Origin of the sequence: Natronobiforma cellulositropha (assembly GCF_025629245.1) — an archaeon.
GTDB classification, from domain to species: domain Archaea; phylum Halobacteriota; class Halobacteria; order Halobacteriales; family Natrialbaceae; genus Natronobiforma; species Natronobiforma cellulositropha.
Window position 1 is genome coordinate 1 of sequence record NZ_JANZXN010000018.1, and the last position, 4050, is coordinate 4050.

The 4050-nt window shown below is 62.9% G+C and carries 4 protein-coding genes; all 4 read left to right on the top strand.

What is annotated here, in order from left to right; genetic code table 11:
- The first annotated feature begins 155 nt into the window (after window positions 1-155).
- The 4 genes from N0B15_RS09590 to N0B15_RS09600 all read left to right on the top strand — a co-directional run bounded on the left by N0B15_RS09590 (window position 156) and on the right by N0B15_RS09600 (window position 3900).
- Window positions 156-1154, top strand: a complete 999-nt coding sequence (locus N0B15_RS09590) for an eCIS core domain-containing protein (RefSeq protein ID WP_425494225.1) — start codon at window positions 156-158, stop codon at window positions 1152-1154.
- 5 nt (window positions 1155-1159) lie between these two features.
- The gene (locus N0B15_RS18405; RefSeq protein ID WP_484549515.1) at window positions 1160-2113 is read left to right on the top strand and encodes a DUF7958 family protein; all 954 of its coding nucleotides are present in this window, start codon (window positions 1160-1162) and stop codon (window positions 2111-2113) included.
- A gap of 3 nt (window positions 2114-2116) precedes the next feature.
- Window positions 2117-2944, top strand: coding sequence for an eCIS core domain-containing protein (locus N0B15_RS09595; protein ID WP_263019480.1), 828 nt, complete (start codon window positions 2117-2119; stop codon window positions 2942-2944).
- Window positions 2944-3900: a DUF7958 family protein gene (locus N0B15_RS09600; protein WP_263019481.1), complete on the top strand. Its 957-nt coding sequence runs from the start codon at window positions 2944-2946 to the stop codon at window positions 3898-3900. The genes N0B15_RS09595 and N0B15_RS09600 overlap by 1 nt, the downstream gene beginning before the upstream one ends.
- The last annotated feature ends 150 nt before the right edge of the window (window positions 3901-4050 follow it).

The window sequence follows — 4050 nt, forward strand, 5'->3', positions numbered from 1 at the left end:
ATGTATTCGTTTCCGAGGTGGGTCGCGTGAGCTTCGATAGGAACCAACGCGACAGCACTGAGAACCGAGAGAACGACGAGACGAACCGACGGAACCGACCTCGAGCGCAGCCCCAGACACAGGGCGGAATTCGCCCACATCACCATCTCTCGAGTGTGCGACGGCCCTCACTCGAGCACGCGGCCATCCTCGATCAGATGATCCTGAGGCGCGGCCTCGAGAACGTCCAGGAGTTGGGCGAACGGGGTGAACTCCCCGAAGGCTGTAACACGCCGATGGGCGAGCAGGTTCGCGTCGCTCGAGTGCGTAGCTCCTGGAAAGCGGGTGTCGAACTCGATACGCCGAGTGCGATGCGTTCGGTCCAGGCGCAGGCAGAGAGTGATCTGGTAGGTGAGACAGCCACACCAGAGGTAGTGCGGCGGGTGATTTCCCAACCAGGAAAGCCGCTCGAGGGAGCGGTCCGAGAAGAGATGGAACAACGGATGGGTGACTCGTTTTCTGACGTGCAGCTACACACCGGGCCGGAGGCTGCGAAAGCAGCGAGTGCGCTCGAGGCACGGGCGTTCACGACCGGGAATCACGTGGTGTTCAACCGTGGGGAGTACGATCCCGAGAGCCCCGACGGAAAGTATCTGCTCGCACACGAACTCGCGCACGTGCGACAGCAGACTGGCGGTCAGATCAGTATGCTCCCGCAGGAGGGAAGTTCGCTGGTCATCGACCCCGATCCCGAACTCGAGCGCGAGGCTGACGAGGTGGCGAGGAAGGCACTCGAGGGAGAGGAGCCGGTGATCACACACCGACTCGGGCTCGATGTCTCGATCCAGCGTACGCCGGAAGTGAGTCGCCGCGAGGTACTCAAAGGCAACGTCGGTCTCGAGGAAGTCGAGGAAGCCACGGGCGACCTCGAGTTTGGCGATGTCGATCACAGCAAAGTCGCCGCTGCGGGCCTCACTTCGCTCCTCCCCGTCATCGGTCCGATGCTGGATCAGTACGTCGATCAGAAGTTTGCACCACAGCAGTTGCAAGCCAGGCTTCGACAGATCGATCCACCCGAAGAGTGGGTCGAACAGACTGCCAGGCGGGCCGCCTCGATGATCGGGAACATTGAGACTGGTGATGGACTTGTGGGAGATGCACAGAGCCGGAGGTGAACCGCATGGATGCACTCATAACCGGTGAATCTCAACGAATTGGGCTTAGCGTCATCGACAATAATGACGCCGAGCATTTGATTGAAATGCGAGAAGATGGTCTGATAACAGGGCATCATCAGGATGGGTATCCGGATGACCCTGCCAAGCGCTCGATGATCGACGAAGTCGAACCCATCAACCAGGCCCGGCGCTTCGCGAAGTACTGGGTCTACCGTGAACGTGGCTACGACACCCTCTCGCTCAACGAGAACCCACACCGCATCGCTGCGGTGGCGCTCGTCCTCGCTGCACTCGAGAAGGACGCCATCGAAGAGCACTTCACAGATCTTTACCTCCAGGTTGCCAGCCACTACGGCGACACCGAACCACCCGTTGCGCTCCCAGACGGCGCACGCCCGACTCACGTCACCTACCGAAAGGACGTGTATCTTGGATTCACAGACGAGACGCTAGCGAGTCTCGCAAACGCCGTCAGCGATCCTGATGCTGCCGCGTTCGTACAGGCAGCCCGGCGTGGCGAGGTCGAGCGCTCACTGGAGTCGATTCTCAGCGGCGTGTGCGAACACGAAGCGCTCGAACTCGTTCTCGAGCGCCCTGCAAGTGACTGGATCGAAGCCGTCTCCGGGGTTCATGTCCACTGGGACGATCTCGCGGGCGTCTACCACACCGAGTGGGGTGATCAGCCCTCGCTCGAGCGTGACCCAGATGCACGAATCGATCTCTTGCCCTATAATCCAGACTCGCTCGAAGAGTTTCGTGCACAGTTGGTTCGAGTCCTGTGCTGCCAGGTTCGTGATTGTTACCTCGGGATGGGCATCGCCCCACCGATGGCGTTTCGGCTGCAGGGTCACGGTATCCACGAGTTCACAACCTGGTACGAACACTACGACTTCTACGACCGCTATCACGNGCCCGAGGGCATCTACGACCTGCCTGCCTTTGCAGACGGTGCGTGACCAGTGTCCACGGTCTCACAGCAACGGCGGTCGCTCGAGGCCCGCGCCTTCACGACCGGCAACCACGTGGTGTTCAACCGCGGCGAGTACGATCCCGAGAGTCCCGGCGGAAAGTACCTCTTGGCGCACGAGTTGGCTCACGTGCGCCAGCAAACTGGCGGTGCCATTAGTATGCTCCCGCAGGAGGGGAGTTCGCTGGTCATCGATCCCGATCCAGCGCTCGAGCGCGAGGCTGACGAGGTGGCGAGGAAGGCACTCGAGGGTGAGGACCCGGTCGTCGCCCACCGCCTCGGAATGGACGTGTCGATCCAACGCGCCCTGAGCGCAACCCGACGCGGGTTCCTCAGAGGGCGGTTCAGCAAGACCGAGGAGCCAACCGAAGAGCCGGATAGCCCGAGCATTCCCGCCGACCCGGAGGTCCTCGCCGCCGAGGTCGAACAGTTGAAAGCCGGCCAGGCAAAGATGATGGAGACGCTGACCGAAGCCAAACCCGGCGCGTCCTCGGACGGCAACTGGTTCAAAGCCGCGACCAAAGGCAGCCTCGGCGCACTCGCCGGTGCCGGTGCCGGGGCCGCCCTCGGGGCCGCTGCGGGATCGGTCATCCCCGTCGTCGGTACCGCCGCCGGTGCCGCCATCGGCGCTGCCGTCTCCGGCGTCGCCAGCGACGTCACCAAAGAAGGCATCGACTACCTCGCCGACAACCGCCCCGGCGGCAAAGGCGCCCAACTCGAGGGCATGTACGAGGAAATCCAGCAAATGTACCTCGAGTTGAAGGACGCGCGGGAATCGACTGGGGCAGGCGAGGCTGAATACAAACCGGTGAAGAAGTAATGAAAGCAAGTATTGAGGGAGAGGACTCCGAAGGCTGTGGGTTGGAAGTAATCGACAACAACGGCACAGAACATTGGATAGAAATAAAATATGAATCTGGGGATATTTCCTACCACGAACAAGACGGCTACGCCGACGACCCAGACCAGCGCACCGAAGACGACAACGAACGCGTCAACCAGGCCCGGCGCTTCGCCAAGTTCCACGTCTACCGCGAACGCGGCTTCGACACTCTCGAGCACGTCGAGAATCCCGACTATGTCGACGCCGTTCGTCGCGCGATGCTCGCGCTCTCGGACGAGGCGTTCGAGCGCTACTTCGGGCCGCTGCGCCAGCAACTCCGGAGCCACCACGAAGACGTCGAGCGGCCGGTCGCCCTCCCGGCAGGCGTCCGCGCGCCAAACGCCGTCGTCTACAAACTCGATATCTACCTCGGTGTCGACATCGAGGGGAGCGGCCTGACCGACCAGGCGCGCACGCTGGCCGAGGCGCACGATCTCGAGTACGACGACGGAACCCAGCCGAGAAGCGGCGAAGCGGTCACCGACGCCGACCGCGAGAACTGGGCGGCGGTCGGCGAACAGCTGGTCGAGCGCGCCGACGGCGAGGACCTCGAGTTAGAGGTCGCCGCCGTCTCCGGTATCCACGTCGGCTTCCCCAACGCGCGTGGGGAACACGAGGTGCAGTGGGCCGACAGCCCGCTGGATCGCGAACCCGACGCTCGCCTCGAGTTACTCCCCGCCGAGCCAGGGACGCTCGCGGAGTTCCGCGAGTATCTGGACCACCACCTCCGCTGTCAGATCAGGGACTGTTTCGTCGGCATGGGACTCGTCCCCCCGGACCCCTACAAGGTGGTTGGCTTCGGGAAGTTCATCTACGCCCGTCGGTACGACCACTACGATCTCTACCCGCAGTTGCACAAGCGCGACGGCGACCACGGGACCTTCGTCGGGTGAGTCGCCGAAGGCCAGCGACTGTCCGGCCGCCCTCGCACTCGAGCGTCGTCGGTGACACAGAATAAAGCGCATGCCCCCGTCTTCAGGCGGGGGTCGAGCGGTAGGCACTGCCGAACAATCACCGACTACTGGCCGTCTGGGGTCTCCTCG

What these genes read in the sequence shown, in the direction of transcription:
- N0B15_RS09600 (WP_263019481.1), top strand. Translation starts at nt 2,944, where the DNA reads ATGAAAGCAAGTATTGAGGGAGAGGACTCCGAAGGCTGTGGGTTGGAA.